This is a genomic window from Kosakonia beeri, from assembly GCF_054165705.1.
In genome coordinates this window covers 484,105-510,733 of record NZ_CM135106.1, presented here as the reverse complement: position 1 = coordinate 510,733, position 26,629 = coordinate 484,105, and the positions used below count along the sequence as shown (strand labels likewise).

Sequence of the window (26,629 nt, the reverse complement as noted above, 5' to 3'; positions counted from 1 at the left end):
GATTTTTAAAGAGCAAATATCTCAAACATGACTCGCAAGCCAGTTTTGAGATATATCGGCAGGTGACTTTCACTCACAGACCAGCAAGTGGCGTCCCCTAGGGGATTCGAACCCCTGTTACCGCCGTGAAAGGGCGGTGTCCTGGGCCTCTAGACGAAGGGGACACTGAAGTCTCAATCGCAAGACGCCTTGCTTCTTACTTTTCATCAGACAATCTGTGTGAGCACTACAAAGGCAGGTTCTTTAAGGTAAGGAGGTGATCCAACCGCAGGTTCCCCTACGGTTACCTTGTTACGACTTCACCCCAGTCATGAATCACAAAGTGGTAAGCGCCCTCCCGAAGGTTAAGCTACCTACTTCTTTTGCAACCCACTCCCATGGTGTGACGGGCGGTGTGTACAAGGCCCGGGAACGTATTCACCGTAGCATTCTGATCTACGATTACTAGCGATTCCGACTTCATGGAGTCGAGTTGCAGACTCCAATCCGGACTACGACGCACTTTATGAGGTCCGCTTGCTCTCGCGAGGTCGCTTCTCTTTGTATGCGCCATTGTAGCACGTGTGTAGCCCTGGTCGTAAGGGCCATGATGACTTGACGTCATCCCCACCTTCCTCCAGTTTATCACTGGCAGTCTCCTTTGAGTTCCCGGCCGGACCGCTGGCAACAAAGGATAAGGGTTGCGCTCGTTGCGGGACTTAACCCAACATTTCACAACACGAGCTGACGACAGCCATGCAGCACCTGTCTCACAGTTCCCGAAGGCACCACTCCATCTCTGAAGTGTTCTGTGGATGTCAAGACCAGGTAAGGTTCTTCGCGTTGCATCGAATTAAACCACATGCTCCACCGCTTGTGCGGGCCCCCGTCAATTCATTTGAGTTTTAACCTTGCGGCCGTACTCCCCAGGCGGTCGATTTAACGCGTTAGCTCCGGAAGCCACGCCTCAAGGGCACAACCTCCAAATCGACATCGTTTACGGCGTGGACTACCAGGGTATCTAATCCTGTTTGCTCCCCACGCTTTCGCACCTGAGCGTCAGTCTTCGTCCAGGAGGCCGCCTTCGCCACCGGTATTCCTCCAGATCTCTACGCATTTCACCGCTACACCTGGAATTCTACCTCCCTCTACGAGACTCTAGCCTGCCAGTTTCGAATGCAGTTCCCAGGTTGAGCCCGGGGATTTCACATCCGACTTGACAGACCGCCTGCGTGCGCTTTACGCCCAGTAATTCCGATTAACGCTTGCACCCTCCGTATTACCGCGGCTGCTGGCACGGAGTTAGCCGGTGCTTCTTCTGCGGGTAACGTCAATGAATAAGGTTATTAACCTTACTCCCTTCCTCCCCGCTGAAAGTACTTTACAACCCGAAGGCCTTCTTCATACACGCGGCATGGCTGCATCAGGCTTGCGCCCATTGTGCAATATTCCCCACTGCTGCCTCCCGTAGGAGTCTGGACCGTGTCTCAGTTCCAGTGTGGCTGGTCATCCTCTCAGACCAGCTAGGGATCGTCGCCTAGGTGAGCCGTTACCCCACCTACTAGCTAATCCCATCTGGGCACATCTGATGGCAAGAGGCCCGAAGGTCCCCCTCTTTGGTCTTGCGACGTTATGCGGTATTAGCTACCGTTTCCAGTAGTTATCCCCCTCCATCAGGCAGTTTCCCAGACATTACTCACCCGTCCGCCACTCGTCACCCGAGAGCAAGCTCTCTGTGCTACCGTTCGACTTGCATGTGTTAGGCCTGCCGCCAGCGTTCAATCTGAGCCATGATCAAACTCTTCAATTTAAAAGTTTGATGCTCATCGAATTAAACTTCGTAATGAATTACGTGTTCACTCGTGAGACTTGGTATTCATTTAGCGTCCGGAGACGTTAAGAATCCATGTCACTTTGAGTGCCCACACAGATTGTCTGATAAATTGTTAAAGAGCAGTTGCGACGCGCTTTAGCGCTCTGTCGCGAGGTGGCGTATATTACGCTTTCCTCTTTCAGAGTCAACCCTGATTTTCAGGATTTTTCTCTTTCGTTTCCCCGACCATCTCGTGAAGTGATTCACGTTGTCGTGTCAACGGAGGCGCATTATAGGGATCCCAATTTTAAGCACAAGTCTTTTTGCGATCTTTTTTTCTGAGTGCTGGTTTTTCATTCTTTTTGCTGCGATCCCATACGATCTGCTCAAATAATGATGCGTAAAAGGGTTGCAGAAGCCTTCTGTTGCGATCAAAGTCATACCTTCAGCCGTATTTTGATGAGGTAAGTATGTCTACTGTCTTACGTCCTTATAAAGATCTTTTCCCCGGCCTGGGCCAACGGGTCATGGTTGATGCCACCAGCGTGGTGATTGGTGATGTCCGGATCGCAGATGATGTCGGGATCTGGCCACTGGTGGTTATTCGTGGCGACGTGAATTATGTCGAGATTGGCGCACGCAGTAATCTTCAGGATGGCAGTGTTCTACATGTCACACACAAATCTTCTTATAAACCTGAAGGTGATCCGCTCATTATTGGTGAAGACGTTACCGTTGGGCATAAAGTCATGCTGCACGGCTGCACCATTGGCAATCGCGTGCTGGTCGGTATGGGGTCTATTTTGCTGGATGGGGCGGTAATAGAAGATGACGTTATGATCGGTGCAGGCAGCCTGGTACCGCAAAATAAACGTCTGGAAAGCGGCTACCTGTACCTCGGCAGCCCGGTAAAACAGATCCGCCCCCTGACCGAAGCGGAAAAAGAAGGCCTGAAGTACTCTGCAAACAATTATGTGAAATGGAAAGATGAATACCTGGATCAGTACAACCAGACAATGCCCTGATCATCTTCTTCCTGACAGCGGATCCGTTGCTCCGCCTCCTCTTCCAAATCCCAGCGATTTTCACGGAATACCGCCAGATATTGCTCTGGCGTTTCGCCACCAAAGCGTTGCAGCAACGTCGTCCCAGCAATTGCGCAGATAAATTGCATCCCATTCACCAGGGCCGGGAAGCAAATAGCCTGCAAGGCAGCATTCCACTCTTCGCGATCGGGAAACTGGATAGCCTGATTCATAGCGCCAGTTCCTGTTTTAACACGCTTATAACCGGTTCGACTTGCGGTAGTACACCATGCCAAAGCAAAACGGCATGAGCTGCTTGCCCCACCAGCATACCCAGACCGTCAGCACACTGTTTCGCTCCCTGCTTTTCGCACCAGTTCAGGAATGGCGTATTCCCTTTTTGATAAAACATGTCATAGCAAAAGAGCTGCCGATGAACAATCGCTTCCGGCAGCGCCGGGACATCGCCGCCAATGCCGCTGGAGGTAGCGTTGATAATCAGATCGAATTCATGACCGGCCAAGTCGCTCATGGCAACGGCATTCACGCTGCCAGTATGGGCAAATAACGTTTCCAACGCTTCGGCGCGCGCCAAAGTACGATTCGTAATAGTCACTGTGCAATCAAGCGAAAGCAGAGGGAGCAACACACCGCGAGCCGCACCTCCTGCACCAACCAGCAAAATGCGAAACCCCGGACGGATAAAGGCCAACCGTTCAAGATCGCTCAACAGGCCGATGCCATCTGTGTTGTCTCCCAGTAAACGGCCATCGTCAAGCTGCTTGAGCGTATTGACCGCCCCGGCAAGCGCTGCGCGCTCGGTTAATTCATCCGCCCGGGCAAAAGCCTCTTCTTTAAATGGCACGGTAACATTGGCCCCTTTTCCACCACTGGCGAAAAAGGCTTCCAGCGTGTTCACAAAGTCATTCACTGGTGCGAGTACGCGCCCATAAGGGTGTTCAATACCTAGCTGTGCCGCAAACTGCTGATGAATGAACGGCGATTTGCTATGTGCGATCGGATTACCGAAGACTGCGTAGGATCCCATACGATTATCCCTGACGGAAAAGTTCGCCGGTAAGGGCGTCGCGGATTTCAGAAGGGTTCTGTCGCCCGCCCGTCTGCGCATCCACTACCGGAAAGTCAGCGCCAAATTGAGTAACCACTTCTTGTGCGGTTCTGCACGGTGGCAGACCCGACAGATTGGCACTGGTCGATACCAGAGGCTTGCCATAGGCTTTACACAGCGCGATGACCTGCGGGTGATTAGTCACACGCACAGCCAGTGAATCAAAACGCCCCGTCAGCCAGCGTGGCGTTGTCGGTTTCGCCGGGAAAACAAAGGTCACCGGGCCGGGCCAACATGCGAACACAGCCTGACGCTGTGCGTCCGTCAACATGCTGTCGTCAATATACGGTTTCAGTTGTTCAAAACTTGCCGCAATCAGAATCAACCCTTTTTCAACAGGGCGTTGTTTTAGCGTAAGCAGGCGATGCACTGCGATTTCACTGTCCGGGTCACAACCAACCCCAAAAACAGCTTCTGTTGGGTATGCGATGACGTGCTCTTTCTTTAAAACTTCTACCGCCGCGGCGATAGAGTCTGCAGGCAGGTTATTCTTCACGAGTTTGTTCCGCCGTTACCGGCTGTCCACATTGTTTACTGGCGCAATAGCATTTAATACCTTGCGCGGTTTTCTTCTCGATAAGTAGCGGGTAATGGCACAGAGGACATTCGCCCGCCACCGGTTTGAAATTGATAACGAACTGACAATCAGGGTAGCGATCGCAGGAGTAGAAAGTCTTGCCATACCGGGAACGGCGCTGTACAAGGTGCCCATTCTGACATTGCGGGCAGGTTATTGCTGTTTCATCAGGCTTGTCGATCAGTTCTGTATGTTCACATTCTGGATACTGACTGCATCCTATAAACATACCAAACCGCCCCTGCCTCAGTACCAGGTTGGCGCCGCATTGTGGGCAGAGCTGGCCTTCCAGAACCTTGACGATATGTCCATCCGCCTGACTTTTTAACGGACGTACATAATCACATTCTGGATAGTGCGAACACCCGAGAAACGGACCGTGTTTCCCGGAACGTATAACAAGTTCAGCCCCGCATTGTGGGCAGGGCTCATTGTTACGCACCGAAAACAGTGCTGATTTGGCCATAATGACTCTTGAAGCTGCAAAAATGATTAGTGCAGCATACCTTCATTCACTTCAAAGAGTAATTCTTCCATTTGCTGGTATGCGTTCTCGCAGCCAGGAATATTGAAGAGAACCATAAGAATGACCCATTTCAGATCTTCTAATTCGAACTCTGCCGTATCCAGCGCCAGCACACGTTCTATCACCATTTCTCGCGTTTCGAGGTTGAGCACCTGAATCTGCTCCAGGAATAACAAAAATCCCCGGCAACTGGCATCCAGCCTTTCGCACTCTTCCGCAGTATAAATACGGACAGAGAGCGGATCAGAAGCGAGCTGCATCGGTTCGGCAAGGCCTTCCTGATAATCAGCTAATTTTTCCAGCCACAGAAGTGCATTGTAGATGTCTTCACGATCAAATCCGGCGTCGGTAAGATCCCGTTCCAGTTTGTCCTGATCCACACGCAGTTCAGCTTCGTTATGGATGTAAGTCTCAAACAAGTACATTAGTACGTCGAACATGGCTTGCCCTCCTCAATCGGACATAGCCGCCGGGTACAGCTGCGATCCATCCTGCTAACTCCAGTTCAAGCAATTGAGCTGCTGTGACTGGCACAGGTTGGCCGGCACGTTCAGCGACGACGTCAACAGGTGTTACCTCATCTCCTACGTTAGCCAGGAGCTCAGGAAATGGCAATGCCGCACTTTCCGGATCTGGGGAATAAATCGTTTTTTCGTGTGATTCAGGTAGCCAATGCAGACCACATTGCAAATTTTCAAGGATCTCGTCAGCGTTTGTTACTGGCGTAGCACCCTGTTTGATTAACCAGTGAGGGCCTTCGCTGCCAGGACTCCCAACAGGCCCGGGTAATGCAAACACTTCCCGACCTTGTTCGAGCGCAGTACGCGCGGTAACCAGCGAACCGCTACGCACTGCCGCTTCAACGACCAGCACACCAAGACTCAGGCCACTGATAATTCGGTTACGACGCGGAAAGTGCCCCGGTAACGGCATGGCAGGCAGCGGCAACTCAGACACTAATGCGCCGCCATCTTCAATGAGTTGCGCTGCTAACGAGGCATGCCTGCGTGGATGAAGGCGGTATAAACCATTCCCCAACACGGCTATACTTTTGCCGCGCGCATTGAGGGCTGCGCGGTGAGCAATACTATCAATACCTAATGCCAGTCCACTGGTAATGGTCATTCCGCTTCGGGCAAGCGACTCGCAAAAGATCCTTCCCCAACGTTCGCCATACCATGAATGTGCCCGGCTACCGACCACCGCCAGTTGCGGCGTTTTCAGCAAGGAAAGCTCCCCTTGCACAAAGAGCCCTCCGGGGTAATCGACAATAGCCCGCAACTGCGTGGGGTAAGCGAGATCGCTGGCAATAATAAAGTGATGATTCGCATCCTCAAGCCAGCCGAACATCAGCTCAATGTCCCGTTGAGTGAGAGAGAAAAAACGTCGGATTTGCGCCCCCGTCAACCCCAAATGTTGCAGTGCTGTGGGAGTAATATCCTGATTTTTCTGCAGCCAACGTAGGGCATGAAGCCAGCGTTCACCACATAGATCACTCACCTGCATCAAACGCAAACTAATTTCTGTGGATGTCATCCTTATCCCCCTGCCACAAGCAGTCCTGGCAATCCTTGCGATTGGTCACTGATGCTGTCAATCAGAGGGGGATTTGTCTAGAATAGAGAAGATATTCTCTCCAACTCCTGAACACGACTCTGGATATTTATGGCAGTTTTGCATGTGTTACATATTCCGGACGAGCGCCTTCGCAAAGTCGCAACGCCGGTAAAAGAAGTAAATGCGGAAATTCAGCGTATCGTTGATGATATGTTTGAAACCATGTACGCGGAAGAAGGTATTGGCCTCGCGGCAACGCAGGTCGATATTCATCAGCGCATTATCGTTATTGATGTTTCAGAAAATCGCGATGAACAACTGGTGCTGATCAACCCGGAACTGCTGGAAAAAAGCGGTGAAACTGGTATCGAAGAAGGTTGCCTGTCTATTCCGGAACAGCGTGCACTCGTACCGCGCGCAGAGAGAGTAAAAATCCGCGCGTTGGATCGTGAAGGAAAGACTTTTGAGCTGGAAGCTGACGGCTTGCTGGCAATTTGTATCCAGCATGAGATGGATCATCTGGTAGGTAAATTGTTCATCGATTACCTGTCACCAATGAAACGCCAACGTATTCGTCAGAAAGTTGAAAAACTGGATCGCATGAACGCCCGTGCGTAATGCGGGTATAAAGGGATAAACGTGTCAGAATCGCTACGCATTATCTTCGCCGGCACGCCAGACTTTGCAGCGCGTCATCTTGACGCGTTGTTGTCTTCTGAGCATCAGATCGTCGGCGTATTCACTCAGCCCGACCGCCCTGCCGGGCGCGGTAAAAAACTGATGCCCAGCCCGGTTAAAGTGCTGGCTGAAGAAAAAGGTCTGCCTGTGTTTCAGCCGGCCTCGTTACGCGTGCAGGATAACCAGCAACTGATTGCTGATCTGAATGCCGATGTTATGGTCGTCGTCGCCTATGGATTGATCTTGCCTAAAGCGGTGCTGGGAATGCCTCGCCTCGGCTGCATCAACGTTCATGGTTCATTACTTCCGCGCTGGCGCGGAGCAGCACCTATTCAGCGGGCATTATGGGCTGGCGATAGAGAAACGGGCGTAACCATCATGCAGATGGATGTCGGATTAGATACAGGCGATATGCTGTATAAGCTTGCCTGCCCAATCACGACCGAAGATACCAGCGCCATGCTTTACGATAAACTGGCACAACTTGGTCCACAGGGGCTGCTCGATACATTGCGACAACTGGCCAAAGGGCACGCTGCGCCGCAGGTACAGGACGAAACACTGGCCACTTATGCCGAGAAGTTGAGTAAAGAAGAGGCCCGTATTAACTGGTCTTTGAGTGCGGAGCAACTTGAACGTTGTATCCGGGCATTCAATCCATGGCCAATGAGCTGGCTGGAACTTGACGGGCAACCGGTAAAAGTGTGGAAAGCGTCGGTGCTCCCCTCTTCTGCAACAGCGTCTCCCGGCACGATTATTGCCGCCTCCAAAGACGGGATCCAGGTCGCCACAGGCGACGGAGTATTGAACCTGGAATCATTGCAACCGTCAGGTAAAAAAGCGATGAGTGCACAGGACCTGCTGAATTCACGGCGGGAGTGGTTTGTGCCCGGCAACGTGCTGGCCTGATATTGAATTTATAGCCCGGTTCTGCCGGGCGTTTTTATTTATGTGGTTATGAAAAAACAATTAAATTTACGCAGTATGGCCGCACAGGCTATTGAACAGGTAATGGAGCAAGGGCAATCGCTCAGCAATATTTTGCCGCCGTTACAACAGAAAGTATCTGACAAAGATAAAGCATTGCTGCAGGAGTTGTGCTTCGGTGTGCTGCGCGTTTTACCGCAACTGGACTGGCTAATCAACAAGCTAATGTCGCGTCCGATGACGGGTAAACAACGTACAGTGCACTACCTGATCATGGTTGGCCTGTATCAACTCCTGCACACGCGTATTCCTGCTCATGCCGCACTGGCGGAAACAGTCGAAGGCGCGGTTGTCATTAAACGCCCACAATTAAAGGGCCTGATCAATGGCGTATTGCGCCAGTTTCAGCGTCAGCAAGAAGAATTATTGGCAGAATTTACTGGTAGCGATAATCAGTATCTTTTCCCAGCCTGGCTGTTAAAACGGCTACAAAAGGCGTACCCACAGCAATGGCAGCAAATTATTGAGGCCAGTAACCAACGCCCACCTATGTGGTTACGTGTGAATCGTCAGCACCATACGCGTGACGGCTGGTTGGCGCTACTGGAAGAGACAGGATTACAGGGCGTCACTCATCCCGATTATCCCGATGCTGTCCGTCTGGCAACTGCTGCGCCTGTTACCGCATTACCAGGTTTTGCTGAAGGCTGGGTGACTGTGCAGGATGCATCCGCACAGGGATGCATTACTCTTCTCGCCCCACAAAACGGCGAACGTATTCTCGATCTCTGCGCAGCACCTGGCGGGAAGACCACACATATCCTTGAAGTTGCTCCAGATGCCAGCGTTCTGGCAGTTGATGTGGATGAACAGCGTCTGTCCCGTGTTTATGACAACCTCAAACGCCTGGGTATGAAGGCAGAGGTAAAACAGGGCGACGGGCGTTTCCCGGATCAATGGTGCAGTGATGAAAAATTCGATCGTATTTTGCTGGATGCCCCGTGTTCCGCAACTGGCGTTATTCGCCGCCATCCGGACATCAAATGGCTACGCCGCGATCGGGACATCCCGGAACTCGCGAAGTTACAATCGGATATTCTGGACGCCATCTGGCCACATCTGAAATCAGGCGGAACCCTGGTCTATGCAACCTGTTCAATCCTTCCGGAAGAGAACAGCCAGCAAATTGATGCTTTCCTCAAACGCACACCAAACGCGAAACTTAGCCAGACGGGCACAGCGGATCAACCTGGTCAACAAAATCTGCCAGGTGCTGAAGAAGGTGACGGCTTCTTCTACGCTAAGATAATCAAACAGTGATGAGAGCAACGGGTCACAACTGATGAAGATAATTATTCTGGGTGCAGGTCAAGTTGGCGGAACGCTGGCGGAAAACCTGGTCGGTGAGAATAACGATATTACCGTTGTCGATACTAATGGCGATCGCTTACGCAGCCTGCAGGATAAGTTTGATCTGCGCGTTGTTCAGGGACATGGCTCGCATCCACGAGTTTTGCGCGAGGCGGGAGCCGATGATGCCGATATGCTGGTTGCTGTAACCAGTTCGGACGAAACAAATATGGTCGCCTGTCAGGTGGCCTATTCTCTGTTTAACACACCGAATCGCATTGCCCGTATTCGTTCACCGGACTATGTCCGTGATGCAGACAAACTTTTTCATTCAGAAGCCGTGCCCATTGATCACTTGATTGCCCCCGAGCAACTGGTTATCGATAGCATTTATCGGTTGATTGAATATCCAGGCGCGTTGCAAGTAGTCAACTTTGCAGAAGGCAAAGTAAGCCTGGCGGTAGTGAAGGCCTATTATGGCGGCCCGCTTGTTGGCAATGCGTTATCGACCATGCGCGAGCATATGCCGCATATTGATACGCGCGTCGCGGCAATATTCCGCCACGATCGCCCGATTCGTCCACAAGGCTCAACGATTGTTGAAGCTGGTGATGAAGTATTTTTTATTGCGGCATCACAGCATATTCGCGCGGTTATGAGTGAATTGCAGCGGCTGGAGAAACCTTATAAGCGCATCATGTTGGTTGGCGGCGGTAATATCGGTGCAGGTCTCGCCAGGCAGCTTGAAAAAGATTACAGCGTTAAATTGATCGAGCGCGATCAGCAGCGTGCGTCAGAACTGGCAGAAAAGCTCCAAAATACTATCGTGTTTTATGGCGATGCGTCGGATCAGGAATTGCTGGCTGAAGAACATATCGATCAGGTAGATCTGTTTATTGCCGTCACTAACGATGACGAAGCCAATATTATGTCTGCAATGCTGGCCAAACGTATGGGGGCTAAAAAGGTCATGGTGCTTATCCAGCGGCGTGCCTACGTCGACCTGGTGCAGGGAAGCGTTATTGATATCGCCATTTCTCCTCAACAGGCAACCATTTCTGCATTGCTCAGTCACGTTCGTAAAGCCGATATTGTTGGTGTTTCTTCACTGCGTCGCGGTGTTGCCGAGGCGATTGAAGCCGTCGCACATGGCGACGAAACGACCTCACGTGTCGTTGGCCGGGTTATCGATGATATTAAGCTGCCGCCAGGTACCATTATTGGTGCTGTTGTGCGGGGAAATGATGTCATGATCGCTAATGATAATCTGCGTATTGAACAGGGCGACCATGTAATTATGTTTTTAACCGATAAAAAATATATTACTGACGTGGAACGGCTGTTCCAGCCCAGTCCCTTCTTCTTGTGATCTTCAGGGGCATTTATATGTGCCCCTTATTTAATCCCCGTATTCATAAGGGGATAATAAATCATGCTAATTATTCCCTCTAAATGGAAATTGATCGGTAATTTGTTAGACTTACCGTGATAGCCTGCACATGGAGAGAGATATGAGTATTTTAAAAGAGTTCCGCGAATTTGCGATGCGCGGAAATGTTGTAGATTTAGCGGTCGGTGTGATCATCGGTGCAGCTTTCGGCAAAATAGTATCGTCCCTGGTTGCCGATATCATCATGCCGCCTCTGGGATTGTTGATCGGCGGGATAGATTTCAAATCATTCGCATGGACATTGCGGGATGCGCAAGGTGATGTCCCTGCAGTTATCATGCATTATGGTGTGTTTATTCAGAACATTTTTGACTTTGTTATCGTTGCCTTCGCTATTTTCATTGCGATCAAGCTGATCAACAAACTGAAACGTAAACAAGCAGAAGAACCGAAAGCGCCGCCCGCGCCGAGCAAAGAAGAAGTTCTGCTGGGTGAAATCCGCGATCTGCTGAAAGAGCAGAATAATCGCCATTAAGCAAAAATAAGAAGGCCAGTGGTAAATAAGCGATTCGCTTGCTTGCCACTGGCCTCCTGAAAACCTTTTTTGTGATGCTTGTTTTTCCGCAGATAACTTCCTTTCCCCTTCTTGTTTTTCTCAACACGCTGCCTGAACAACGGGTCATGTAACAGGGCTTCAATCGCGTTATCGTTAATCTGCCCTTTAGTGTGCTGATAGCGACTCATAATTTCTCCAGGTTGTGTATTAAAACCGACGAAGTGTAGAACTGTCAGAACAGAAGATCAACTTGTGGAAGAACCTGGGCTACCACTGGCACCCAATTCCAGTGCTTCCAGAATGGAACAGTAGACACTGCTATGCGCTGTACCGCAGCAGGCATCATTCAGTTTTTGCAGCGATCTGCGCATCACCTGCAACTCTTCGATTCGGGCCTCTACCTCGCTCAGGCGGGCCTGCACGATCCCCTTCGATTCCTGACAGGTATGATGTTCGGGATCGATACGGATCGAAAGCAATTCACGAATCGATTCAAGCGTAAAACCCAACTGCCTGGCATGGCGGATAAACCTGAGCCGTTGTAGATCGCTATCCGTATAGAGTCGAAATCCCCCTTCGGTACGCACCTCATGATCCATCATTTGCTGCTTTTCGTAATAGCGGATGGTGTCCGGCGTGACGTCAGCCAGTTTAGCAATTTCACCAATGCGATACATGATTACTCCTCGTTCACTTTGTGCAGCAATTTTTCGGCATAATCGCCTCGCAGGAAATCAGTGCTGAGCCCGGCCTGCTTTAACTTGAGTTCAAGAAGAGCGAGACGCCGTTGTAATTCATGATGATGCGGGTGATTGTTATGTACCGTATTAAGCAGCTCCGTCAACACAATAGCTTCTTTGCGATACTCGAGTTCAGGTGGAAGACAGCCTGCGTTCTTCAGCAAACGATAACCCGCTCGCAACTCAGGAGGAACATGCGTGTCATCATCCAGCACGACAGGTTCGCCGCTCCCGGGAAGATTATCAAATTCACCTTTTTTTTGGGCATCGAGAATGTGTCGTTCTGCCCACTGATCAAGCAACCACATTGAAGGCCTCCAGGGGAGAGCTAAAAGACAGAGATATTGTAGGAAAGTGGAGGCTTGAGGGATATAAAAAAACCCGCCGAGGCGGGTTTCTTTACGTTACTGCAGATTACTCTGCAGCAGCTTCTGCTTTCGGCTCGGCGCGATCAACCAGCTCGATGTAAGCCATCGGAGCATTGTCACCAGCACGGAAGCCACACTTCAGAATGCGAGTGTAACCACCGGCACGGCTCGCGAAACGCGGGCCCAGCTCGTTAAACAGTTTTGCCACGATCTCGTTATCACGAGTACGGGCGAATGCCAGACGACGATTAGCAACGCTATCAGTCTTGGCAAGAGTAATCAGCGGCTCAACTACGCGACGCAGCTCTTTGGCTTTCGGCAGAGTCGTCTTGATGATCTCATGACGAACCAAAGAACCTGCCATGTTACGGAACATGGCCTGGCGATGGCTGCTGTTGCGGTTCAGTTGACGACCACTCTTACGATGGCGCATGACCTTATCCTTCTCAGTAAAACCTTAACCTGTGATCCGGTTACTCGTCAGCAATGCTTGCCGGTGGCCAGTTTTCCAGGCGCATGCCCAGAGACAAACCACGCGAAGCCAGCACGTCTTTAATCTCAGTAAGAGATTTTTTACCCAGGTTCGGCGTTTTCAGCAACTCAACCTCGGTACGCTGTACCAGATCACCGATATAGTGGATAGCTTCTGCCTTGAGGCAGTTAGCAGAGCGGACAGTCAATTCCAGATCGTCAACAGGGCGCAGCAGGATCGGATCGAATTCTGGTTTCTCTTCTTTCACTTCCGGCTGACGTACATCACGTAAGTCAACGAAAGCTTCCAGTTGTTCAGCCAGAATGGTTGCCGCACGACGAATCGCCTCTTCAGGATCGATTGTGCCATTGGTTTCCATTTCGATGACCAGCTTGTCCAGGTCGGTACGCTGTTCAACACGTGCTGCTTCAACATTGTAGGCAATACGCTCTACAGGGCTGTAGCACGCATCGACCAGCAGGCGGCCGATCGGGCGCTCATCTTCTTCCGAATGAATTCGGGCAGACGCCGGCACATAACCACGACCGCGCTGAACTTTGATACGCATGCTAATAGATGCGTTTTCATCGGTCAGGTGGCAGATCACATGCTGCGGCTTGACGATTTCGACATCACCGTCGTGGGTGATATCGGCTGCGGTCACAGGGCCAATGCCAGATTTATTCAGAGTAAGAATAACATCATCTTTACCCTGAACTCTCACCGCAAGCCCTTTCAGGTTGAGCAGGATTTCAAGGATATCTTCCTGAACGCCTTCTTTGGTGCTGTACTCATGAAGTACACCATCAATCTCAACCTCTGTCACCGCGCAACCCGGCATCGATGAGAGCAGAATACGGCGCAGTGCGTTACCAAGAGTATGGCCAAAGCCACGCTCTAAAGGTTCAAGGGTCACCTTGGCGTGCGTCGAACTCACTTGCTCGATATCTACCAGGCGCGGTTTTAGAAACTCTGTCACAGAACCCTGCATTGTGTCCTCTCTTTGGTACTAAGCTTTACTTGGAGTAAAGCTCGACGATCAGGTGTTCGTTAATGTCCGCAGACAGATCAGAACGCTCCGGCTTACGCTTGAACGTACCTTCCATCTTGCCAGCATCAACTTCCAGCCAGGTTGGCTTTTCACGCTGCTCAGCCAGCTCCAGAGCGGCTTTCACGCGAGACTGCTTTTTCGCTTTCTCACGAATGCTAACCACGTCATTCGGACTAACCTGATAAGAAGCGATGTTAACAACACGACCGTTTACCATGATTGCTTTATGACTAACCAGCTGACGTGCTTCTGCACGAGTGGCGCCGAAGCCCATACGGTATACAACGTTGTCCAGACGACCTTCCAGCAGACCCAACAGGTTTTCACCGGTGTTGCCTTTCAGACGTGCTGCTTCTTTATAGTAGTTACGGAACTGACGCTCCAGCACACCGTAGATACGGCGAACTTTTTGCTTTTCACGCAACTGCACACCATAGTCAGACAGACGCGGTTTACGCGCACCGTGCTGGCCAGGAGCTTGTTCAATTTTACACTTGGTATCGATCGCGCGAACGCCAGACTTAAGGAACAGGTCTGTGCCCTCACGACGGCTCAGCTTGAGCTTAGGACCCAAATATCTTGCCATTTTCTTTCTCCAACAATCCTAGAAAACGAGCGCGTTATACGCGACGTTTTTTCGGCGGACGACAACCGTTGTGAGGGATCGGAGTCACATCAGTAATATTAGTGATGCGGAAACCAGCGGCGTTCAGTGCACGAATAGTAGATTCGCGACCCGGACCCGGTCCCTTAACCATAACTTCCAGATTCTTGATGCCGTATTCTTTTACGGCTTCAGCGCAACGCTCTGCCGCAACCTGAGCTGCGAACGGAGTGGATTTGCGAGAACCACGGAAACCGGAACCACCGGCTGTTGCCCAACCCAGCGCGTTACCCTGACGATCAGTAATAGTAACGATGGTGTTGTTGAAAGAAGCATGGATATGAGCCACGCCGTCAGAGACTTGTTTTCTTACACGTTTACGTGCACGAATTGGTGCCTTTGCCATTATTCAATCACCCCGATTATTTCTTGATCGGTTTGCGCGGACCCTTACGGGTACGTGCGTTGGTCTTGGTACGCTGACCGCGAACCGGGAGACCACGACGATGACGCAAACCGCGATAGCAACCAAGATCCATCAGGCGCTTGATGCTCATGCTAACTTCACGGCGCAGATCACCTTCAACGACAAATTTGGCAACTTCGTCACGCAGCGTGTCGATTTGTTCTTCAGACAGCTCACTGATCTTAACATTTTCGGCGATACCCGCAGCAGCCAGAATGGCCTGTGAACGGGTTTTACCAACACCGTAGATCGAAGTTAATGCGATCACAGCATGTTTTTGATCAGGAATGTTAATGCCTGCTATACGGGCCACTATGCACTCCTATAATTTTACTTGCACGCACCATGCTGAAAAGCCCGTTTTCAGGATACTCAAATGGAAACGTACAGACATACAAAAGATTGGCTGGCTAATCTAGCCAGCTCAACCCAACTTTGCAAGAAAAATATGCGAAATAATCAGCCTTGGCGCTGTTTATGTTTCGGCTCGGCACTGCAAATCACACGGATGACGCCATCACGTTTAACGATTTTGCAGTTACGGCATAATTTCTTGACGGAAGCACGAACTTTCATTTTTACTCTCCGTAACTTCTCGGGCGACCATTAACGGCCGTAGCCTTTCAGGTTCGCCTTCTTCAATGCAGACTCATACTGACTGGACATCATCAGAGTTTGCACTTGAGCCATAAAGTCCATAATCACGACGACAACGATAAGCAGTGACGTCCCACCAAAGTAGAACGGTACTTTCATCGCATCACGCATGAACTCCGGGATCAGGCAGATAAAAGTAATGTAGAGCGCACCGACCAGAGTCAGGCGGGTCATTACTTTATCGATATACTTCGCCGTTTGCTCTCCCGGACGAATTCCTGGTACAAATGCACCGGACTTCTTCAGGTTATCTGCTGTTTCACGCGGGTTGAAAACCAACGCCGTGTAGAAGAAACAGAAGAAGATGATTGCAGACGCATAGAGTAACACATAAAGCGGTTGCCCAGGCTGCAAATACAGCGAAATTGTTGTCAGCCAGTTCCAACCAGTCCCGCCCCCGAACCATGACGCGATGGTCGCCGGGAACAGAATAATACTGGAAGCGAAGATTGCCGGGATTACCCCCGCCATATTCACTTTCAGCGGTAAATGTGTGCTCTGAGCAGCATAGACACGACGGCCTTGCTGACGTTTCGCGTAGTTTACCACAATGCGGCGTTGGCCACGCTCAACGAATACAACAAAGAACGTCACTGCAAATACTAATACTGCAACCAACAGCAACAGGAGGAAGTGCAGGTCGCCTTGACGCGCTTGCTCAATAGTATGGGCAATGGCTGGCGGAAGACCCGCCACGATGCCGGCGAAGATAATGATCGAAATACCGTTACCGATACCACGCTCAGTAATCTGTTCGCCGAGCCACATCAGGAACATTGTCCCTGTGACCAGACTCACAACAGCGGTGAAGTAGAATGCAAAGCCTGGATTCATTACCAGGCCCTGCATACCAGGCATATTCGGCAGACCAGTAGCAATACCGATCGACTGGAATATAGCCAACACCAGAGTACCGTAACGGGTGTACTGGCTGATCTTACGACGACCAGACTCCCCTTCTTTCTTCAGCTCCGCCAGGGCCGGATGAACGACCGTCAGCAGTTGGATAATAATCGATGCCGAAATATACGGCATAATACCCAGTGCAAAGATAGAAGCACGGCTGAGGGCACCACCAGAGAACATGTTAAACATTTCAATGATAGTGCCACGCTGTTGCTCAAGCAGTTTGGCAAGTACAGCGGCATCAATACCAGGGATCGGAATAAAAGAGCCAATACGGAAAACAATTAACGCACCGATTACAAACAGCAGTCTGCGTTTCAGTTCGCCAATTCCACCCTTGGCACTTTGAAAATCTAATCCCGGTTGTTTAGCCATTCTGCTACTTATTCCTCAATTTTACCGCCAGCAGCTTCGATAGCAGCACGAGCGCCTTTCGTCACACGCAGGCCACGAACAGTTACCGGACGAGCTACTTCACCAGCCAGGATCACTTTCGCGAACTCGATCTGGATGCCGATAATGTTAGCCGCTTTCAGCGTGTTCAGGTCTACTACGTCGCCTTCTACTTTAGCCAGATCGGACAGACGAATCTCTGCCGTGATCATTGCTTTGCGAGAAGTGAAACCGAACTTCGGCAGACGACGATACAGAGGCATCTGGCCGCCCTCGAAACCGCGACGTACGCCACCGCCAGAACGAGATTTCTGACCTTTGTGACCACGACCACCGGTTTTACCGAGGCCAGAACCGATACCACGACCCAGGCGTTTACCCGCCTTTTTAGAGCCTTCGGCCGGAGACAGAGTATTTAAACGCATCTCTTACTCCTCAACTTTAACCATGAAGGAAACCGCGTTGACCATACCACGAACCGCAGGAGTATCCTCACGTTCAACAGTATGACCAATACGACGCAGACCCAGGCCAAGCAGCGTTGCCTTGTGTTTCGGCAGACGACCGATTGCACTGCGGGTTTGAGTGATTTTAATAGTCTTTGCCATGGTCAATTACCCCAGAATTTCTTCAACGGATTTACCACGCTTGGCAGCGACCATTTCTGGGGACTTCATATTTTCCAGGCCATCAATAGTTGCACGAACCACGTTAATCGGGTTGGTGGAACCATATGCTTTAGCCAGAACGTTATGAACCCCAGCGACTTCCAGAACGGCGCGCATTGCACCACCGGCAATAATACCGGTACCTTCGGAAGCCGGCTGCATGAATACACGAGAACCCGTGTGAGTACCCTTAACCGGGTGCTGCAGGGTGCCGTGGTTCAGCGCGACGTTAATCATATTGCGACGGGCTTTTTCCATCGCTTTCTGGATCGCTGCCGGAACTTCGCGGGCTTTACCGTAACCAAAACCAACGCGACCGTTACCATCGCCAACAACAGTCAGAGCTGTGAAGGAGAAAATACGACCACCTTTAACGGTTTTCGATACGCGGTTTACCGCGATCAGCTTTTCCTGCAGTTCGCCAGCTTGTTTTTCGATGTGAGCCATCTTACACCTCTACCTTAGAACTGAAGGCCAGCTTCACGGGCAGCATCTGCCAGTGCCTGGACGCGACCATGATATTGGAACCCGGAACGGTCAAAGGACACATCTTTAATGCCTTTTTCCAGAGCGCGTTCAGCGACAGCTTTACCCACAGCTGCGGCCGCGTCTTTGTTACCGGTATACTTCAGTTGTTCAGCGATAGCTTTTTCTACAGTAGAAGCAGCTACCAGAACTTCAGAACCATTCGATGCGATTACCTGGGCGTAAATATGACGCGGGGTACGATGTACCACCAGGCGGGTCGCACCAAGCTCTTTGAGCTTGCGGCGTGCGCGGGTCGCACGACGGATACGAGCAGATTTCTTATCCATAGTGTTACCTTACTTCTTCTTAGCCTCTTTGGTACGCACGACTTCGTCGGCGTAACGAACACCCTTGCCTTTATAAGGCTCAGGACGACGGTAGGCGCGCAGATCAGCTGCAACCTGGCCGATCACCTGTTTATCAGCGCCTTTCAGCACGATTTCAGTTTGAGTCGGACATTCAGCAGTGATACCCGCCGGCAGCTGATGGTCAACAGGATGAGAGAAACCCAGAGCCAGGTTTACAACATTCCCTTTAACCGCTGCACGATAACCTACACCAACCAGCTGCAGCTTCTTGGTGAAGCCTTCGGTAACACCGATAACCATTGAGTTCAGCAGGGCACGCGCGGTACCAGCCTGAGCCCAACCATCCACGTAACCATCACGCGGACCGAAGGTCAGAGCATTATCTGCATGGTTAACTTCAACAGCATCGTTGAGGGTACGAGTCAGCTCGCCGTTTTTACCTTTGATCGTGATAACCTGACCGTTGATTTTTACGTCAACGCCGGCAGGAATAACGACCGGTGCTTTAGCAACACGAGACATTTTTTCCTCCGATTAGGCTACGTAGCAGATAATTTCGCCACCAAGACCAGCCTGGCGCGCTGCACGATCAGTCATAACACCTTTAGAGGTAGAAACAACTGCGATACCCATACCACCCATAACTTTCGGCAGCTCATCTTTTTTCTTATAGATGCGCAGACCAGGGCGGCTGATACGCTGAATGCTTTCTACCACAGCTTTGCCCTGGAAGTACTTAAGAGTCACTTCCAGTTCCGGCTTGGTGTCGCCTTCGATTTTGAAATCTTCAATAAAACCTTCTTCCTTCAGCACGTTGGCAATTGCCACTTTCAGCCTGGAGGAAGGCATGGTGACCGCAGCTTTGTTCGCGGCCTGACCGTTACGGATACGGGTCAGCATATCCGCGATCGGATCTTGCATGCTCATCTGTCTTTACTCCCGTGATTCAATTGGTGACAATTACCAGCTAGCCTTTTTCAGACCCGGGATTTCACCGCGCATAGCGGATTCACGGACCTTGATACGGCTCAACCCGAACTTCCGCAGGAAACCATGCGGACGACCAGTTTGGCGGCAGCGGTTACGCTGACGAGACGGGCTGGAATCACGCGGCAGACTCTGCAGCTTGAGAACAGCGTTCCAACGATCTTCGTCGGAAGCGTTCACATCAGAAATGATCGCTTTCAGTTCAGCGCGTTTCGCGAAGTATTTTTCAGCTAAAGCTACGCGTTTAACTTCGCGTGCTTTCATAGATTGCTTAGCCATGAAGTAACCCTACCTTACTTGCGGAACGGGAAGTCAAAGGCAGCCAGCAGAGCACGGCCTTCTTCGTCAGATTTCGCAGTAGTGGTAATGGTAATATCCAAACCACGCACGCGGTCGACTTTATCGTAGTCGATTTCTGGGAAGATGATCTGCTCACGGACACCCATGCTGTAGTTACCACGACCGTCGAAAGACTTAGCGGACAAGCCACGGAAGTCACGGATACGCGGTACAGCAATAGTGATCAGGCGCTCAAAGAACTCCCACATGCGTTCGCCACGCAGAGTCACTTTACAGCCGATCGGATAGCCCTGACGGATTTTGAAGCCCGCAACAGATTTGCGCGCTTTGGTGATCAACGGTTTTTGACCGGAGATTGCTGCCAGGTCAGCTGCTGCGTTATCCAGCAGTTTCTTGTCAGCGATCGCTTCACCAACACCCATATTCAGGGTGATCTTCTCGACCCGAGGGACTTGCATGACAGAATTGTAGTTAAACTCAGTCATGAGTTTCTTAACTACTTCGTCTTTGTAGTAATCATGCAGTTTCGCCATCGTACTACTCCAAATTACTTGATAGTTTCGCTGTTAGACTTGAAGAAACGGACTTTTTTGCCGTCTTCGAATCTAAAGCCTACACGGTCGGCCTTGCCGGTTGCCGCATTGAAGATTGCAACGTTAGAAACCTGAATTGCAGCTTCTTTTTCAACGATGCCGCCTGGTTGGTTCAGGGCCGGAACCGGCTTCTGATGTTTCTTAACCAGGTTAATACCTTCAACAATGATCTTGCCGGAAGACAGGACATTTTTTACTTTACCGCGCTTACCTTTATCTTTACCGGTTAACACGATAACTTCGTCATCACGACGGATTTTAGCTGCCATGATTCGCTCCTTAGAGTACTTCTGGTGCCAGAGAGATGATTTTCATAAACTTCTCAGAACGAAGTTCACGAGTAACCGGCCCAAAAATACGCGTACCGATTGGCTGCTCGCTGTTGTTGTTCAGAAGAACACAAGCATTGCCATCGAAGCGAACGACAGAACCGTCAGGGCGACGAACACCCTTCTTGGTGCGCACCACTACCGCCTTCAGCACATCACCTTTTTTGACCTTACCACGCGGAATTGCTTCCTTGATGGTGATCTTGATGATGTCGCCTACGCCTGCGTAGCGACGGTGCGAGCCACCCAGAACCTTGATACACATTACGCGACGTGCACCGGAGTTGTCGGCGACGTTCAGCATAGTCTGTTCTTGGATCATTTCAGTGCTCCGCTAATGTCAACTACTACTGAAGACCCCAGAATCAGGGTCGATAAAAAGCCCCATATTGAGGGCGCGGCATTATAACACCGGTTCTCGGATATGGGTAGAAAAAATAAACGGCTCATCGCTGAGCCGTTTATTCGTTAGAGAACGCGTACTGTATTACAGAACCGCTTTCTCTACAACGCGAACCAGCGTCCAGGACTTAGTCTTGGACAGCGGACGGCATTCGCGGATTTCAACCACGTCACCGGTACCGCATTCGTTGTTCTCGTCATGTACGTGCAGTTTGGTCGTACGTTTGATGAATTTACCGTAGATCGGGTGTTTCACGAAACGTTCGATAGCTACAACAATGGATTTCTCCATTTTGTCGCTAACAACACGACCTTGCAGAGTACGGATTTTATCGGTCATTACGCACCCGCCTTCTCAGTCAGTAAAGTCTTAACGCGTGCGACATCACGACGCACTTGCTTCAACAGGTGAGTCTGTTGCAGCTGGCCACTTGCAGCCTGCATACGCAGGTTGAACTGCTCGCGCAGCAGGTTAAGCAGCTCGGTGTTCAGCTCTTCAACGCTCTTTTCACGCAGCTCTTTTGCTTTCATTACATCACCGTCTTAGTTACAAAGGTGGTTTTAATCGGCAGTTTTGCTGCTGCCAGCTCGAAGGCTTCACGGGCCAGCTCTTCCGGAACACCGTCCATTTCGTACAGGACTTTACCCGGCTGAATCAAGGCAACCCAATACTCCACGTTACCTTTACCTTTACCCATACGAACTTCCAGCGGCTTCTCGGTGATCGGTTTGTCCGGGAATACACGGATCCAGATCTTACCCTGACGCTTAACAGCACGAGTCATAGCACGACGTGCTGCTTCGATCTGACGAGCGGTCAGACGACCACGGCCAACAGCTTTCAGACCGTAAGTGCCGAAGCTCACATCCGTGCCCTGCGCGAGACCACGGTTGCGGCCTTTGTGCACTTTACGGAATTTTGTACGCTTTGGTTGTAACATCAGCGACGCTCCTTATTTACGGCCTTTACGCTGCTGCTTTTTAGGTTGAGCAGCCGGTTTTTCCGGTTGTTCAACTGCAGCCATACCACCAAGGATCTCACCTTTGAAGATCCACACTTTTACGCCGATTACACCATAAGTGGTGTGCGCTTCGGAGGTGTTGTAGTCGATGTCAGCGCGCAGAGTGTGCAGCGGAACGCGACCTTCACGATACCATTCGGTACGTGCGATCTCAGCGCCGCCCAGACGGCCGCTAACTTCAACTTTGATACCTTTAGCGCCCAGACGCATTGCGTTCTGTACAGCACGCTTCATAGCACGACGGAACATAACACGACGTTCCAGCTGAGAAGTGATGCTGTCAGCAACCAATTTTGCGTCCAGTTCAGGTTTACGAACTTCGGCGATATTGATCTGAGCAGGAACGCCAGCGATATCCGCTACGACCTTGCGCAGTTTTTCAACGTCTTCACCTTTTTTACCGATAACGATACCCGGACGAGCGGTGTGAATGGTCACACGGATGCTCTTAGCCGGACGCTCGATAACGATACGAGATACAGACGCTTTAGCCAGTTCTTTAGTCAGGAACTGACGTACTTTAAAGTCGCTGTCCAGGTTGTCAGCGAATTCTTTGGTGTTCGCAAACCAGGTTGAATTCCATGGTTTTACAATACCCAGGCGAATACCATTAGGATGTACTTTCTGACCCATTGCTAGTCTCCAGAGTCTCAGCGATCGGACACAACCACAGTAATGTGGCTGGTGCGCTTCAGGATGCGATCTGCACGACCTTTCGCACGCGGCATAACGCGCTTCATGCTCGGGCCTTCGTCTACGAAAATTTTCGCAACTTTCAGATCGTCAATGTCAGCGCCATCGTTGTGTTCAGCGTTAGCAATGGCAGATTCCAGAACCTTCTTGACCAGTACAGCCGCTTTCTTATTGGTGTAGGTCAGAATATCCAGGGCCTGCGACACTTTCTTACCGCGAATCAGGTCAGCAACAAGGCGAACCTTCTGAGCAGAAGAACGAGCATGGCGATGTTGAGCTAAAGTTTCCATCTCTTCCTCCTACCTTATTTCTTCTTCGCTTTTTTATCAGCAGCGTGGCCGCGATAAGTACGAGTCGGTGCGAATTCACCCAGTTTGTGGCCGACCATTTCGTCGGAAACAAATACCGGAACGTGCTGACGACCATTATGGACAGCGATGGTCAAACCGATCATGTTAGGAAAGATCGTTGAACGACGGGACCAAGTGCGCAGGGGCTTCTTGTCTCCGCTTTCCACCGCTTTCTCTACCTTCTTCAGCAAGTGCAGGTCAATAAAAGGACCTTTCTTGAGAGAACGTGGCATGGCTTATCCTCTAATATTATTTGCTACGGCGACGTACGATGAATTTATCAGTACGCTTGTTGCTGCGGGTCTTCTTACCTTTGGTTTGCAGGCCCCACGGGGATACCGGGTGCTTACCAAAGTTACGACCTTCACCACCACCATGTGGGTGATCGACTGGGTTCATCGCGGTACCGCGAACGGTCGGACGAACACCACGCCAGCGTGCAGCACCTGCTTTACCCAGAACGCGCAGCATATGCTCAGCATTGCCAACTTCGCCCAGAGTAGCGCGGCAATCTGCTTCGACTTTACGCATTTCACCAGAACGCAGACGCAGGGTGACATAAGCACCATCGCGCGCAACGATCTGAACGTAAGTACCAGCGGAACGCGCCAGCTGACCGCCTTTACCTGGTTTCATTTCTACGTTATGAACGGTAGAACCAACCGGGATATTGCGCATCGGCAGGGTGTTGCCTGCTTTGATTGCAGCATCAACGCCAGACTGAATCTGGTCGCCAGCTTTCAGGCCTTTCGGGGCCAGGATGTAACGGCGCTCGCCGTCTTTGTACAGAACCAGCGCGATGTTCGCGGAACGGTTCGGATCGTACTCAAGACGTTCAACAACTGCCGGGATACCATCTTTGTTGCGTTTGAAGTCAACAATACGGTAAGCCTGCTTGTGGCCACCACCGATATGACGAGTGGTGATACGGCCATTGTTGTTACGACCACCGGATTTGCTGTTTTTTTCCAGCAACGGAGCAAACGGTTTGCCCTTGTGCAGCTCAGGGTTAACCACTTTAACTACGTGGCGACGACCCGGAGATGTCGGTTTACATTTAACAACTGCCATTGTATTACTCCTCCGACTTACTCAGCGCCGCCAACGAAGTCCAGATTCTGGCCTTCTTTCAGGGTGACGTAAGCTTTTTTCCAGTCGCTACGACGACCGATACGCTGTCCGTGACGTTTAACTTTCCCTTTAACTACCAGGGTGTTAACGACTTCGACTTCGACTTCAAACAGTTTCTGCACAGCAGCTTTGATTTCTGCTTTGGTCGCGTCTTTAGCAACTTTGAGAACGATGGTGTTTGTTTTTTCCATCGCAGTAGACGCTTTTTCAGAAACGTGCGGTGCGCGCAGCACCTTCAGCAGACGTTCTTCACGAATCATGCCAGCATCTCCTCAACTTGCTTAACAGCATCAGCAGTCATTACGACTTTGTCGAAGGCGATCAGGCTAACCGGGTCGATACCAGTCGCGTCGCGAACGTCAACCTTGTGCAGGTTGCGCGCGGCCAGGAACAGGTTCTCGTCCAGCTCACCGGTGATGATCAGCACATCTTCCAGAGCCATGTCTTTCAGTTTCTGAGCCAGCAGCTTGGTTTTCGGTGCTTCTACAGAGAACTGCTCGACAACGATCAGACGATCCTGACGTACCAGTTCGGACAGGATGCTTTTCAGCGCGCCGCGGTACATCTTTTTGTTAACTTTTTGACTGTGGTCCTGCGGACGCGCAGCGAAGGTCACGCCACCAGAACGCCAGATCGGGCTCTTGATAGAACCAGAACGAGCGCGGCCAGTGCCTTTCTGGCGCCACGGTTTTTTACCGGAACCAGTTACTTCAGCACGGGTCTTCTGAGCACGAGTACCCTGACGAGCACCAGCTGCATAAGCTACAACAACCTGGTGTACCAGCGCTTCGTTAAAGTCACGACCGAAGGTAGTTTCGGAAACAGTCAGCGCGCTCTGCGCGTCTTTCAATACTAATTCCATTGCTATCTCCTCACGCCTTCACAGCTGGTTTAACGATCAGGTCGCTACCGGTTGCACCCGGGACAGCACCTTTAACCAGCAGCAGGTTGCGCTCAGCGTCAACACGTACTACGTCCAGGCTCTGAACGGTTACGCGCTCATTACCCAGCTGACCTGCCATTTTCTTGCCCTTGAACACTTTGCCCGGAGTCTGGTTCTGACCGATAGAACCCGGAACGCGGTGAGACAGGGAGTTACCGTGAGTAGCGTCCTGGGTACGGAAGTTCCAGCGCTTAACGGTACCTGCGAAACCTTTACCTTTAGAGGTGCCAGTTACGTCAACTTTTTTAACTTCAGCAAACAGCTCAACGCTAATGTCCTGACCCACGGTGAATTCTTCGCCGTCAGCCAGACGGAATTCCCACAGACCACGGCCAGCTTCAACGCCAGCTTTAGCGAAGTGACCCGCTTCCGGCTTGGTTACGCGGTTAGCTTTTTTAGCACCGGTGGTAACCTGGATAGCACGGTAGCCATCGTTAGCCAGATCTTTAACCTGAGTAACGCGGTTTGCTTCAACTTCGATAACGGTTACTGGGATAGATACGCCATCTTCAGTGAAGATGCGGGTCATGCCCACTTTTTTACCGACTAAACCAATCATTGTTTCAACCTCTCAATCGCTCGATGACCTGATCAACCCAGGCTGATCTGCACGTCTACACCGGCAGCCAGATCCAGACGCATCAGAGCATCAACGGTTTTCTCGGTTGGCTCAACGATGTCAACCAGACGCTTGTGAGTGCGGATTTCGTACTGATCACGCGCGTCTTTGTTGACGTGCGGGGAGATCAGAACGGTAAAGCGCTCTTTGCGGGTCGGCAGCGGGATCGGACCACGTACTTGCGCACCAGTGCGCTTAGCAGTCTCGACGATTTCGGCGGTTGATTGATCGATCAGACGATGATCAAACGCTTTCAAGCGGATACGGATTCTTTGGTTCTGCATGAGACCAGAGCTCCAATTATTTATAGACGAAAATAATTACTCCTCACACCCATTACGATTGATGGGGGAGTGTAATCGTTCTTACGTAGCCCCCCAATCGGGGGCATTGTTAGCGGCGAAAAGCACCGCTATGGTTCAGATTGAACCACCCGTCATTTACGACAGGCCCGCGCATTATACGCAAATATGCGTCTGGCGCAAGTCCAGTTTAGAAATTAAACAACCTGCGGGCTGGTTCGCAAAGCGAATGCAACTGTAATCGTCCCGCAAAAAAACGCTCGCGGTAATATCCATTTTGATAAAAAGCG

At 50.9% G+C, this 26,629-nt stretch carries 43 protein-coding genes, 1 tRNA gene and 1 rRNA gene; 6 read left to right on the top strand and 39 right to left on the bottom strand.

All coding sequences use genetic code 11. From position 1 onward, the window contains the following. Positions 1 to 88: 88 nt before the first annotated feature. Together ACUY4S_RS02535 and ACUY4S_RS02530 are read right to left on the bottom strand one after the other, a co-directional pair. Positions 89 to 164: transfer RNA gene (locus ACUY4S_RS02535), tRNA-Glu, on the bottom strand. 85 nt (positions 165 to 249) lie between these two features. Continuing rightward, positions 250 to 1,789 (bottom strand): 16S ribosomal RNA (locus ACUY4S_RS02530). Positions 1,790 to 2,262: 473 nt separating this feature from the next. On the opposite strand from ACUY4S_RS02530, the gene ACUY4S_RS02525 reads away from it, so the two are divergent. Next, a complete protein-coding gene (locus tag ACUY4S_RS02525) occupies positions 2,263 to 2,817 on the top strand; it encodes a gamma carbonic anhydrase family protein (RefSeq protein WP_458023551.1) in 555 nt (184 codons plus the stop codon). On the opposite strand, the gene ACUY4S_RS02520 is transcribed toward ACUY4S_RS02525, so the two are convergent. From ACUY4S_RS02520 to dprA, 6 genes are read right to left on the bottom strand one after another with little or no spacing between them, the layout of a single operon-like run. Next, the gene (locus ACUY4S_RS02520; protein ID WP_312689515.1) at positions 2,793 to 3,050 is read right to left on the bottom strand and encodes a DUF1488 family protein; all 258 of its coding nucleotides are present in this window, start codon (positions 3,048 to 3,050) and stop codon (positions 2,793 to 2,795) included. The genes ACUY4S_RS02525 and ACUY4S_RS02520 overlap by 25 nt on opposite strands. Further along, positions 3,047 to 3,865, bottom strand: a complete 819-nt coding sequence (aroE, locus tag ACUY4S_RS02515; protein ID WP_312689516.1) for a shikimate dehydrogenase — start codon at positions 3,863 to 3,865, stop codon at positions 3,047 to 3,049. The genes ACUY4S_RS02520 and aroE overlap by 4 nt, the downstream gene beginning before the upstream one ends. A gap of 4 nt (positions 3,866 to 3,869) precedes the next feature. After that, positions 3,870 to 4,442: an L-threonylcarbamoyladenylate synthase type 1 TsaC gene (gene tsaC, locus ACUY4S_RS02510; protein WP_312689518.1), complete on the bottom strand. Its 573-nt coding sequence runs from the start codon at positions 4,440 to 4,442 to the stop codon at positions 3,870 to 3,872. After that, complete coding sequence (locus ACUY4S_RS02505) at positions 4,432 to 4,989, bottom strand: DNA topoisomerase family protein (RefSeq protein ID WP_458023552.1); 558 nt, start codon at positions 4,987 to 4,989, stop codon at positions 4,432 to 4,434. The genes tsaC and ACUY4S_RS02505 overlap by 11 nt, the downstream gene beginning before the upstream one ends. Before the next feature lie 26 nt (positions 4,990 to 5,015). Beyond that, positions 5,016 to 5,489 carry a DUF494 family protein Smg gene (smg, locus tag ACUY4S_RS02500; RefSeq protein ID WP_312689521.1) on the bottom strand — a complete coding sequence of 158 codons (474 nt, stop codon included), beginning with the start codon at positions 5,487 to 5,489 and terminating at the stop codon, positions 5,016 to 5,018. Next, positions 5,461 to 6,585 carry a DNA-protecting protein DprA gene (gene dprA / locus ACUY4S_RS02495; protein WP_312689523.1) on the bottom strand — a complete coding sequence of 375 codons (1,125 nt, stop codon included), beginning with the start codon at positions 6,583 to 6,585 and terminating at the stop codon, positions 5,461 to 5,463. The genes smg and dprA overlap by 29 nt, the downstream gene beginning before the upstream one ends. A gap of 129 nt (positions 6,586 to 6,714) precedes the next feature. Between dprA and def the strand changes: the two genes are divergently transcribed. The 5 genes from def (at position 6,715) to mscL (ending at position 11,486) form a co-directional block, all read left to right on the top strand. After that, positions 6,715 to 7,224, top strand: coding sequence for a peptide deformylase (def, locus tag ACUY4S_RS02490; protein WP_312689525.1), 510 nt, complete (start codon positions 6,715 to 6,717; stop codon positions 7,222 to 7,224). 21 nt (positions 7,225 to 7,245) lie between these two features. After that, positions 7,246 to 8,193: a methionyl-tRNA formyltransferase gene (gene fmt / locus ACUY4S_RS02485; protein WP_312689527.1), complete on the top strand. Its 948-nt coding sequence runs from the start codon at positions 7,246 to 7,248 to the stop codon at positions 8,191 to 8,193. A gap of 48 nt (positions 8,194 to 8,241) precedes the next feature. Beyond that, on the top strand, positions 8,242 to 9,531 hold the full coding sequence (gene rsmB, locus ACUY4S_RS02480; RefSeq protein ID WP_458023553.1) for a 16S rRNA (cytosine(967)-C(5))-methyltransferase RsmB: 1,290 nt from the start codon (positions 8,242 to 8,244) through the stop codon (positions 9,529 to 9,531). A gap of 22 nt (positions 9,532 to 9,553) precedes the next feature. Then, complete coding sequence (gene trkA, locus ACUY4S_RS02475; protein ID WP_312689529.1) at positions 9,554 to 10,930, top strand: Trk system potassium transporter TrkA; 1,377 nt, start codon at positions 9,554 to 9,556, stop codon at positions 10,928 to 10,930. A gap of 142 nt (positions 10,931 to 11,072) precedes the next feature. Further along, the gene (gene mscL / locus ACUY4S_RS02470; protein WP_458023554.1) at positions 11,073 to 11,486 is read left to right on the top strand and encodes a large-conductance mechanosensitive channel protein MscL; all 414 of its coding nucleotides are present in this window, start codon (positions 11,073 to 11,075) and stop codon (positions 11,484 to 11,486) included. Here mscL and ACUY4S_RS02465 read toward each other — a convergent pair. From ACUY4S_RS02465 to rpsJ, 31 genes are all read right to left on the bottom strand, one after another. Then, on the bottom strand, positions 11,483 to 11,695 hold the full coding sequence (locus ACUY4S_RS02465) for an alternative ribosome-rescue factor A (RefSeq protein ID WP_312689531.1): 213 nt from the start codon (positions 11,693 to 11,695) through the stop codon (positions 11,483 to 11,485). The genes mscL and ACUY4S_RS02465 overlap by 4 nt on opposite strands. A gap of 57 nt (positions 11,696 to 11,752) precedes the next feature. Continuing rightward, positions 11,753 to 12,184, bottom strand: coding sequence for a Zn(2+)-responsive transcriptional regulator (gene zntR, locus ACUY4S_RS02460; protein WP_458023555.1), 432 nt, complete (start codon positions 12,182 to 12,184; stop codon positions 11,753 to 11,755). A 2-nt stretch (positions 12,185 to 12,186) separates the two neighbouring features. After that, a complete protein-coding gene (locus ACUY4S_RS02455) occupies positions 12,187 to 12,555 on the bottom strand; it encodes a DnaJ family domain-containing protein (RefSeq protein ID WP_312689535.1) in 369 nt (122 codons plus the stop codon). A 106-nt stretch (positions 12,556 to 12,661) separates the two neighbouring features. Further along, positions 12,662 to 13,048, bottom strand: coding sequence for a 50S ribosomal protein L17 (gene rplQ / locus ACUY4S_RS02450; RefSeq protein ID WP_002919206.1), 387 nt, complete (start codon positions 13,046 to 13,048; stop codon positions 12,662 to 12,664). A gap of 40 nt (positions 13,049 to 13,088) precedes the next feature. Beyond that, entirely contained in the window at positions 13,089 to 14,078 is a 990-nt protein-coding gene (locus tag ACUY4S_RS02445; protein WP_034461761.1) for a DNA-directed RNA polymerase subunit alpha, read from the bottom strand. Positions 14,079 to 14,103: 25 nt separating this feature from the next. Next, complete coding sequence (gene rpsD / locus ACUY4S_RS02440) at positions 14,104 to 14,724, bottom strand: 30S ribosomal protein S4 (protein WP_003031138.1); 621 nt, start codon at positions 14,722 to 14,724, stop codon at positions 14,104 to 14,106. Positions 14,725 to 14,758: 34 nt separating this feature from the next. Further along, complete coding sequence (gene rpsK / locus ACUY4S_RS02435; protein ID WP_002919257.1) at positions 14,759 to 15,148, bottom strand: 30S ribosomal protein S11; 390 nt, start codon at positions 15,146 to 15,148, stop codon at positions 14,759 to 14,761. A 16-nt stretch (positions 15,149 to 15,164) separates the two neighbouring features. After that, positions 15,165 to 15,521: a 30S ribosomal protein S13 gene (gene rpsM / locus ACUY4S_RS02430; protein ID WP_023479435.1), complete on the bottom strand. Its 357-nt coding sequence runs from the start codon at positions 15,519 to 15,521 to the stop codon at positions 15,165 to 15,167. Positions 15,522 to 15,667: 146 nt separating this feature from the next. Continuing rightward, positions 15,668 to 15,784 carry a 50S ribosomal protein L36 gene (rpmJ, locus tag ACUY4S_RS02425; RefSeq protein ID WP_000868187.1) on the bottom strand — a complete coding sequence of 39 codons (117 nt, stop codon included), beginning with the start codon at positions 15,782 to 15,784 and terminating at the stop codon, positions 15,668 to 15,670. 30 nt (positions 15,785 to 15,814) lie between these two features. Continuing rightward, a complete protein-coding gene (gene secY / locus ACUY4S_RS02420; protein WP_007369823.1) occupies positions 15,815 to 17,146 on the bottom strand; it encodes a preprotein translocase subunit SecY in 1,332 nt (443 codons plus the stop codon). 8 nt (positions 17,147 to 17,154) lie between these two features. Further along, positions 17,155 to 17,589, bottom strand: a complete 435-nt coding sequence (gene rplO, locus ACUY4S_RS02415; RefSeq protein WP_007369822.1) for a 50S ribosomal protein L15 — start codon at positions 17,587 to 17,589, stop codon at positions 17,155 to 17,157. A gap of 3 nt (positions 17,590 to 17,592) precedes the next feature. Next, the gene (gene rpmD / locus ACUY4S_RS02410) at positions 17,593 to 17,772 is read right to left on the bottom strand and encodes a 50S ribosomal protein L30 (RefSeq protein ID WP_001140434.1); all 180 of its coding nucleotides are present in this window, start codon (positions 17,770 to 17,772) and stop codon (positions 17,593 to 17,595) included. 6 nt (positions 17,773 to 17,778) lie between these two features. Next, the gene (rpsE, locus tag ACUY4S_RS02405) at positions 17,779 to 18,279 is read right to left on the bottom strand and encodes a 30S ribosomal protein S5 (protein ID WP_007369821.1); all 501 of its coding nucleotides are present in this window, start codon (positions 18,277 to 18,279) and stop codon (positions 17,779 to 17,781) included. Between the two features lie 14 nt (positions 18,280 to 18,293). After that, a complete protein-coding gene (gene rplR / locus ACUY4S_RS02400; protein WP_007369820.1) occupies positions 18,294 to 18,647 on the bottom strand; it encodes a 50S ribosomal protein L18 in 354 nt (117 codons plus the stop codon). A 9-nt stretch (positions 18,648 to 18,656) separates the two neighbouring features. Beyond that, positions 18,657 to 19,190 (bottom strand): 50S ribosomal protein L6, encoded by a 534-nt coding sequence (gene rplF / locus ACUY4S_RS02395; protein ID WP_312689545.1) that lies wholly within the window; start codon positions 19,188 to 19,190, stop codon positions 18,657 to 18,659. Between the two features lie 12 nt (positions 19,191 to 19,202). Continuing rightward, positions 19,203 to 19,595: a 30S ribosomal protein S8 gene (rpsH, locus tag ACUY4S_RS02390; protein WP_017460071.1), complete on the bottom strand. Its 393-nt coding sequence runs from the start codon at positions 19,593 to 19,595 to the stop codon at positions 19,203 to 19,205. A 33-nt stretch (positions 19,596 to 19,628) separates the two neighbouring features. Then, entirely contained in the window at positions 19,629 to 19,934 is a 306-nt protein-coding gene (gene rpsN, locus ACUY4S_RS02385; protein WP_007369817.1) for a 30S ribosomal protein S14, read from the bottom strand. A gap of 14 nt (positions 19,935 to 19,948) precedes the next feature. Beyond that, on the bottom strand, positions 19,949 to 20,488 hold the full coding sequence (gene rplE, locus ACUY4S_RS02380) for a 50S ribosomal protein L5 (RefSeq protein WP_001096200.1): 540 nt from the start codon (positions 20,486 to 20,488) through the stop codon (positions 19,949 to 19,951). A 14-nt stretch (positions 20,489 to 20,502) separates the two neighbouring features. Further along, positions 20,503 to 20,817, bottom strand: a complete 315-nt coding sequence (gene rplX / locus ACUY4S_RS02375) for a 50S ribosomal protein L24 (protein WP_007369816.1) — start codon at positions 20,815 to 20,817, stop codon at positions 20,503 to 20,505. Positions 20,818 to 20,827: 10 nt separating this feature from the next. Further along, on the bottom strand, positions 20,828 to 21,199 hold the full coding sequence (gene rplN, locus ACUY4S_RS02370) for a 50S ribosomal protein L14 (RefSeq protein ID WP_004388611.1): 372 nt from the start codon (positions 21,197 to 21,199) through the stop codon (positions 20,828 to 20,830). A gap of 165 nt (positions 21,200 to 21,364) precedes the next feature. Continuing rightward, positions 21,365 to 21,619 (bottom strand): 30S ribosomal protein S17, encoded by a 255-nt coding sequence (gene rpsQ, locus ACUY4S_RS02365; protein ID WP_003031120.1) that lies wholly within the window; start codon positions 21,617 to 21,619, stop codon positions 21,365 to 21,367. After that, positions 21,619 to 21,810 (bottom strand): 50S ribosomal protein L29, encoded by a 192-nt coding sequence (gene rpmC / locus ACUY4S_RS02360; RefSeq protein WP_004388609.1) that lies wholly within the window; start codon positions 21,808 to 21,810, stop codon positions 21,619 to 21,621. The genes rpsQ and rpmC overlap by 1 nt, the downstream gene beginning before the upstream one ends. Next, positions 21,810 to 22,220, bottom strand: coding sequence for a 50S ribosomal protein L16 (gene rplP / locus ACUY4S_RS02355; protein ID WP_007369814.1), 411 nt, complete (start codon positions 22,218 to 22,220; stop codon positions 21,810 to 21,812). Before rplP ends, rpmC begins: the two co-directional genes overlap by 1 nt. Positions 22,221 to 22,232: 12 nt before the next feature. After that, a complete protein-coding gene (rpsC, locus tag ACUY4S_RS02350) occupies positions 22,233 to 22,934 on the bottom strand; it encodes a 30S ribosomal protein S3 (RefSeq protein WP_004846598.1) in 702 nt (233 codons plus the stop codon). 17 nt (positions 22,935 to 22,951) lie between these two features. Further along, positions 22,952 to 23,284 carry a 50S ribosomal protein L22 gene (gene rplV / locus ACUY4S_RS02345; protein ID WP_007369813.1) on the bottom strand — a complete coding sequence of 111 codons (333 nt, stop codon included), beginning with the start codon at positions 23,282 to 23,284 and terminating at the stop codon, positions 22,952 to 22,954. Positions 23,285 to 23,298: 14 nt separating this feature from the next. Next, positions 23,299 to 23,577, bottom strand: a complete 279-nt coding sequence (rpsS, locus tag ACUY4S_RS02340) for a 30S ribosomal protein S19 (protein ID WP_001138115.1) — start codon at positions 23,575 to 23,577, stop codon at positions 23,299 to 23,301. Between the two features lie 16 nt (positions 23,578 to 23,593). Beyond that, a complete protein-coding gene (gene rplB, locus ACUY4S_RS02335) occupies positions 23,594 to 24,415 on the bottom strand; it encodes a 50S ribosomal protein L2 (RefSeq protein WP_002919786.1) in 822 nt (273 codons plus the stop codon). A 17-nt stretch (positions 24,416 to 24,432) separates the two neighbouring features. Then, entirely contained in the window at positions 24,433 to 24,735 is a 303-nt protein-coding gene (gene rplW, locus ACUY4S_RS02330; RefSeq protein WP_000617546.1) for a 50S ribosomal protein L23, read from the bottom strand. Then, complete coding sequence (gene rplD / locus ACUY4S_RS02325; protein WP_007369811.1) at positions 24,732 to 25,337, bottom strand: 50S ribosomal protein L4; 606 nt, start codon at positions 25,335 to 25,337, stop codon at positions 24,732 to 24,734. The genes rplW and rplD overlap by 4 nt, the downstream gene beginning before the upstream one ends. Before the next feature lie 10 nt (positions 25,338 to 25,347). Next, positions 25,348 to 25,977 carry a 50S ribosomal protein L3 gene (rplC, locus tag ACUY4S_RS02320; protein ID WP_017460069.1) on the bottom strand — a complete coding sequence of 210 codons (630 nt, stop codon included), beginning with the start codon at positions 25,975 to 25,977 and terminating at the stop codon, positions 25,348 to 25,350. Positions 25,978 to 26,009: 32 nt separating this feature from the next. Further along, on the bottom strand, positions 26,010 to 26,321 hold the full coding sequence (gene rpsJ, locus ACUY4S_RS02315) for a 30S ribosomal protein S10 (RefSeq protein ID WP_001181005.1): 312 nt from the start codon (positions 26,319 to 26,321) through the stop codon (positions 26,010 to 26,012). Between the last annotated feature and the right edge of the window lie 308 nt (positions 26,322 to 26,629).